Origin of the sequence: Kitasatospora sp. NPDC047058, from assembly GCF_040643935.1 — a bacterium.
Classification (GTDB): domain Bacteria; phylum Actinomycetota; class Actinomycetes; order Streptomycetales; family Streptomycetaceae; genus Kitasatospora.
Genome location: NZ_JBEYVJ010000376.1, coordinates 1 through 6,328 on the forward strand (window position 1 = coordinate 1; position 6,328 = coordinate 6,328).

The following is a 6,328-nucleotide window of genomic DNA, read 5'->3' on the forward strand; positions in this document are numbered from 1 at the left end:
ACGGCCACCGCCGCGATCGCCGCCCTGGTGCAGACGGCGCCGAACATGCCGAGCAAGATGCAGATCCTCAAGGCGGAGGTGGCGGACGGCCTCGCGGGCGCACCGGTGATGTACGAGCACTTCACCGGTGGTCTGATCAAGAGCGGGACGGACCTGCTCAAGCTCGGCCGCTCGCTCAACCCCTACGACCCGTACAACCTCACCCACCCCGCCCAGTACCTCGACGGGCTCTCGACCATGACCGCCGGCCTGATCAAGGCCGGTGACCACCCGGTCGACCTGCTCAAGGGCCTGGTGGGCAGCGGCTGGGGCAACGACCCGTCCGAGGCGGGCGGCAAGCTGATCGGCAACTTCCTGATCGGCGCCGGCACCGGAGGCGGTGGCACCGCCGCCACCGTCGCCGAGCGCGAGGCCGCCGCCGTCGCCAAGAACGCCGCCGAGAAGGCTGCCCAGGAATCCGCCGAGAAGACGGCCAAGGAGGCGGCGGAGAAAGCCGCAAAGGAGGCCGCCGAGAAGGCCGCTGCCGAAAAGGCGGCCGCCGAGAAGGCCGCGAAGGACGCCGCGCGGGCGGACCTTCCGGAGGACGTCCGGAAGATGCTGGAGATGGAGGACCAGAGCGTCGCCGAATGGCCCCACGACCCGCTGAAGTCGGCAGCCAACAAGAACGTCGACCTCAGCGGCATGGAGCACGCCCCGAAGTGGCGGACCACCAACGAGGAGCTCTACCGCTTCGACCGCCGGGGGCCCGAGGAGATCTTCAAGCCGGGCGAGGGGTTCCAGCCCTGGGTCGAGAACTACAACAACCTCTACGGCTACGCGAGCAAGAACACGAACTCGATCTACGTCGGTACGACGCGGGACCCGCTGGCCGAGGTCGGCGGCTCGAAGCCGTGGCGCTACGACATCGACGCCGAGGGCGGCATCGACGTCAATGCGACGCTGGGCAAGCACACCCCGTACGAGGAGGAACGTGAGATCGCGTTCCCGGGCGGCGTGCGTCTCGAGGACATCAAGGGCGCCTGGGAGATAAAGGACGGCAAGCCGGTCCGCTACGTGGAGAACCCCCATTACCGGAAGCCCTAGCGGCTGTCCGGCGCGGAATTCGGGCGCCCCCGGCACGGGGCACCACAGCAGATTCGACACGGGCACAGCCCGAAAGGACGGACCAAGGTGACGGCCGGACGCCAGGAGCCTGAACTGACCAGCGCCATGCGGGCGGCGGCGAAGCAACGGCCGGGTCAGTGGCTCTACTCGATCGATCCGGGTTTCGATCCCGACGGAGAGGTGCCCGGGCACGGCGTGGTGGGGGCCTGGCAGGTCGACCAGACCGGCAACGTCGTGCGGTTCCTGCACAACCCGCACTACAAGCCCTCGCCCATGGCGCTCGACCTGACCCCTCCGGTCAACGACCTGGAGAACAAGCTCCAGCTCAGCGCCACCGGGTACTGCAGCGAGCAGGTCTTCCTGGCCGAGCTCCTACGCTCGGAGCTGCTGATCTATTCGACGCCGGACCGGCAGCGGCCCTTCGTGGTCCCGGGTGAGAACGACCGGGCGGTGCTGGAGGGCTGCACCTCGCCCGGATATCTCCCGCCGGACTGGCCCGGCGCCGTGCCGGTGCCGGTGCGCACCCTGGCGGGGATTCCCGGGGGTGTCGACCTGCGGGTCAATCCCGGGAGCCGGGTCTCCGTCACCATTCCGTTCGAGGACCTGTGCCAGGCTCTCGCCGCAACCCCGGCCACCAGCAACGAGGAAACGACATGACCACGCCCGGAAGCATCCCGACCGACGAGCAGTACGACGCGGCACGGGAGTTCGTCATCACCCGCCAGCGGCGCAGCGGCCGGAAGCTCGCCCAGTGCGACCCGGACATCAGGACGGCGTTCGAGGCGTGGTCCCAGCTCGTGGACAAGGGCCTCGCGCGCACCAGGGTCGCCCTGAACAAGGGCGACCTCGGCGAGGCGGCACGCTCCTGGGCCGTCGTCATCGAGGCCGTCTCCGCCTGGGTGACGGCCGACGACTTCCCCGCGTCGCTGTACGCCGACGCCTACGCCGACCGCTACGGCGGCTGAGACCGCTCCGGACAGCCCCGAGGGCCCGTCCATCGGACGGGCCCCGTTGCTCACACCGCCGCCGGCGCGAGGGCGATCCGGGTGAGCCCCTCCGGGAAGAGGCAGACGAGGTGGTCCGGGCCGGGGAGCAGGAGGGTCCGGACCACTGCTCCGAGCGCGAACTCGACCCCGCGCCGGGCCGGGTCGACCGGTCCGAACCGCACCAGGCCGTCGGCCCACGCCGCGGCCAGGAACAGGCCGGCCGGACCGGCGGCCACGCCCACCGCCGTCACCCGGTGGCCGCGCTCGGTCACGGCGGCCTCCAGGGCCCGCTGACCCGGCCGCCAGGCGCGGACACGCCCGTCGGCACCTCCGCTGACGAGAAGCGGCGCCCGCACGCCGTCGCCGTCCGGCGGCAGCAGGGCGGCACCGAGCGCGGTCACCGCCCCCTGGTGGAGACGCTCGGCACCGGTCCCGCCGGACACCGGCCAGTGCACCGTCCCAGTGTCGTCCCCGACCGCCGGCAGGTGCGCCAGGGCCGTCGGGCGGCCGGCCGCGAGCGGCGGGAGCGGAAGGTCACCGGCGAGCACCTGCACCTCGCCGTCGGGCCCGAGGGCCGCGACCGTCCCGTCCGGATAGCAGGTGAGCGCCGTCAGGCCCTCCGGTCCGACGAGCACCCCGCGGTCGAGCAGCCGCCCCGTGGCCGGCTCGACCAGGTGCACGCCACCGGTGACGTCCGCCGCCAGGATCTGCCCGTCGAACGGCCCCCGGCCGAGGGCCGCGGCGACGAACGGGGCGTCCGCCTCCGCCGGCCCGCAGGACCACTCGACGTGCCAGGGCGCACCGGCGACCGGCGGGAGGCCGTGCTCCGCACCGCCGGCCGTCAGACGGACCCGCAGGATCTCGGCCCGCGTCGCGCCGGACCCCTCCCCCAGCAGGGCCGGCCCGGCCGCGTGCCACGCGGCGTGGAGCCGGCCGCCGCCGGACCCGAAGGCCGCCGCCACGGCGAGCGGCTCCGCGCAGGCGACGAACAGCGGGTCTTCGAGCAGCTGGTCCGCCATCGCGGCCGGGACGCACTGGCCGAGCAGCAGGCCGAGCCGGCCGGGGTCCGCGCTCAGGAGGTCCGGCGCCCGGTCGGCCGTCCGGGGGACGGTCCCGGCCAGGGCGCGGGCGAGGTCGGCCGGGTCCACGGGACCGGTGCCGTCCGTGACGACCTGCCGGAGCGGGCCGGCGGGCAGCCACCAGGTGTCACCTGCCGCGGAGTCCGGCGGCAGCAGCTCCGCGGCACGCCCGACGGCCTCGGGGCCGGCCAGGACGGACCATTCCTGCCGGGTGAGCGGCCGGACCGCGGCCGTCAGCGCGCCGAAGGCCGGACGCACCTCGTCCGGCACCGCGGCCCACCAGGCCGCGGCAACGTCCACGCCGGCCGGGCCGTCCACGCCGTCCGGGCCGTCCGCCGTGTTGGCCGCCCCGGCCGGGACCCTGGCCGCGAGCAGGGCGAGACCCGGGCTCGGGTACACCTGCTCCGCGGTGAACGGCGAGCCGGCGCGCTGCCGGTCGTACCAGGCCGCGAAGCGCCCGGCGTCCGTCCAGCGCGGCTCGTCCAGCGCCAGCACCGCCGGCTCGTCCGCCACCGGCAGGACGCCGTCCGATTCGACGACCATCCGGATGCCGGGCACCTCCGACAGCGGGCCCAGCAGGAGGCCGGCCACCGCCTCGGGCTCGGCCGAGCGGTTGAGGTCCCACAGGATCAGCAGCCGGGGGTGGTCCGCCGTCCGCAGGGCGACGACGAGCTCTGCGGGCGTGCGCGCCCACACGCCGAGGCGGGCGGCGATGATCCACGTCGCGCTGTGGACGGTCGTTCCGGCCAACGACACCGCCGCGTCGGGCCGTTGCCCCGCCGGGGTGGCGGGGTCGGAGCAGGCGGTGGCCAGCCAGGTCAGCAGCCGGGTCTTGCCGATGCCGGACGGCCCGGTGACCCGGCACACCCGCGGCGCCCGGGGGTCGTCCAACAGGGCCAGCAGGGCCTGGCCCGCGGGACGGCGGCCGGCCGCCAACGGCGGTATCCAGCGCCCGGTCGTGTCCACCACGGTCTCCCTTTCGCCCAGTCAGCGTCCATGATCATACGGCGCCCGTAGGAGCTGTCCGACAGACAGCCCCTATGGGGTGATTCGTGCATGGATCCGGCCCAACCGCCCCAACCGGGCGCCGGGCCGCATCCTGAACACCGCGCCGTGGTCCGGCCGTTCACCGGAGCGGGGTTCAACTCGCCACTGCTGCACACCCTCTGGACGAACCTGTCCTGAGCATGTAAAACATCACTCCCGGCGGCTTCTCCGCACAGCGCCACCCCCACACCCCCTCGCGCACCCCGCTTCGCTCCCTCGCCGGCACCCTCGTCTGCCCCTGCCGACGCCCGGGCCGGCGTCCGCTCCGGCGCCCGCATCCGCTCGACCACGGCCACGCCCACCGGCCGTCCCGCGTGCGCCGACTCCCCCCGCCGCTGCCGCCGTTCACCGCGTACCGCCGCCGCGCCCCTCGCCGGCGCGCCCCGTCGCACCCAGCCGTGCGCGGTCGCGCGCGCCGTCGCCGCGGCCCTCGCCGAGAACCGAGGAGCACAATGACGTTCCGTCTCCGCACCACCGCAGCCGCCGTCGCCGTCGTCGTCGCGGCGACCACCTTCACCGCCGCCGCCCTCCCCGGCACCGCGCTCGCCGCACCGGCCCCCGCCCCGGCCGGGGCCACCGCGCTCGCCGTGGCCCAGGCGGACGCCGCGCTCACCGCCAACGCGGCCGGGCTGGGCGTGACCCCGCAGCAGGGCCGCTCCGTCCGGGACGTGATCACCGACGCCGACGGCACCCGCCACGTCCGCTACGACCGCACCTTCGCCGGCCTACCGGTGCTCGGCGGCGACCTCGTCGTCCACCTCGCCCCCGGCGGGGCCTTCCGCGGCGCGGTCGGCGCCGCGGCCGGCGACCTCGCCGTGCCCACCACCCGGCCCGCCGTCCCGGCCGCCACCGCCCGGGCCCAGGCCGTCCGCGCGCTCGGCGGAGCCGTCCGGCAGGCCGACGCCAAGGCCGAGCTGGTGGTCGACGCGCTGCGCGGCGCGCCCCGGCTCGCCTGGCAGACCACCGCCGCCGGGCAGGACTACCTGGGCAACCCGGTCGCCCGGACCGTGCTCTCCGACGCCGCGACCGGCGCGGTGATCGACTCCTGGGACGCGATCGAGACGGCCACGGGTGACGGCGCCTCGCTCTACGGCGGCACCGTCCCGCTGGAGACGACCGCCGCGAGCGGCGCCTTCCAGCTCAAGGACCCGACCCGGGGCAACACCTACACCGGCGACGCCCAGAACAAGACCGACCTCTGCTTCGGCACGATCTGCTTCAGCCGGGCCCCCGCCGTGCTGTTCACCGACGCCGACAACCACTGGGGAACCGGCGCGACCGCCGACCGCGCGACCGCCGCCGTCGACGCCCAGTACGGCACCGACACCACCTGGGACTACTACAAGAACGTCCACGGCCGCAGCGGCATCGGCGGTGACGGCAAGGGCTCGTACAACCGCGTCCACTACGGCAGCAAGTACAACAACGCGTTCTGGCAGGACAGTTGCTTCTGCATGACGTACGGCGACGGGGACGGCACGACCTTCGGCCCGCTGGTCTCGCTGGACGTCGCCGGGCACGAGATGTCGCACGGCGTCACCTCGCGCACCGCCAAGCTCGTCTACTCCGGCGAGTCCGGCGGGCTCAACGAGGCCACCTCCGACATCATGGGCACCCTGGTCGAGTTCTACGCGGCCAACGCCGACGACCCGGGCGACTACCTGATCGGCGAGGAGATCGTGCAGCCCGGCTTCGGCAAGGCCGCGCTGCGCTTCATGGACCAGCCCTCCAAGGACGGCAAGTCGGCGGACTGCTGGAGCTCCGGCGTCGGCAACCTCGACGTGCACTACTCCTCGGGCGTCGCCAACCACTTCGCGTTCCTGCTCGCCCAGGGCAGCGGCGCCAGCACCGTCAACGGCGTCTCCTACAACAGCCCCACCTGCAACGGCTCGACCGTCACCGGCATCGGCCGGGACAAGCTCGGCGCCGTCTGGTACCGGGCGCTGACCGTCTACATGACCTCCGGCACCACCTACGCCGGGGCCCGCACGGCGACCCTCAAGGCCGCCACCGACCTCTACGGCGCGGGCAGCTCCGAGTACGCCGCCGTCGCCGCCGCCTGGTCGGCCGTCGCGGTCAACTGACCCGCACCACCGCCGCCCTCCCCCGCCG

Annotated in this window: 4 protein-coding genes and 1 pseudogene; 4 read left to right on the top strand and 1 reads right to left on the bottom strand. The window is 74.4% G+C overall.

What is annotated here, in order from left to right; all coding sequences use genetic code 11:
* From ABZ885_RS33185 to ABZ885_RS33195, 3 genes and pseudogenes are all read left to right on the top strand, one after another.
* Positions 1–1,083, top strand: a pseudogene (locus ABZ885_RS33185) (hypothetical protein); the annotation flags it as partial.
* An 87-nt stretch (positions 1,084–1,170) separates the two neighbouring features.
* Positions 1,171–1,761, top strand: coding sequence for a type VII secretion system-associated protein (locus ABZ885_RS33190; RefSeq protein ID WP_360197010.1), 591 nt, complete (start codon positions 1,171–1,173; stop codon positions 1,759–1,761).
* Positions 1,758–2,069: a hypothetical protein gene (locus ABZ885_RS33195; RefSeq protein ID WP_360197013.1), complete on the top strand. Its 312-nt coding sequence runs from the start codon at positions 1,758–1,760 to the stop codon at positions 2,067–2,069. Before ABZ885_RS33190 ends, ABZ885_RS33195 begins: the two co-directional genes overlap by 4 nt.
* 50 nt (positions 2,070–2,119) lie before the next feature.
* Here the strand turns inward: ABZ885_RS33195 and ABZ885_RS33200 are convergent, their stop codons facing one another.
* Positions 2,120–4,135, bottom strand: coding sequence for a hypothetical protein (locus ABZ885_RS33200; RefSeq protein ID WP_360197016.1), 2,016 nt, complete (start codon positions 4,133–4,135; stop codon positions 2,120–2,122).
* A 533-nt stretch (positions 4,136–4,668) separates the two neighbouring features.
* Here ABZ885_RS33200 and ABZ885_RS33205 point away from each other — a divergent pair.
* Entirely contained in the window at positions 4,669–6,300 is a 1,632-nt protein-coding gene (locus ABZ885_RS33205) for a M4 family metallopeptidase (RefSeq protein WP_360197019.1), read from the top strand.
* The last annotated feature ends 28 nt before the right edge of the window (positions 6,301–6,328 follow it).

Coding starts and splice junctions, on each gene's coding strand:
- ABZ885_RS33205 (WP_360197019.1), top strand. CDS start 4,669: ATGACGTTCCGTCTCCGCACCACCGCAGCCGCCGTCGCCGTCGTCGTC.
- ABZ885_RS33195 (WP_360197013.1), top strand. CDS start 1,758: ATGACCACGCCCGGAAGCATCCCGACCGACGAGCAGTACGACGCGGCA.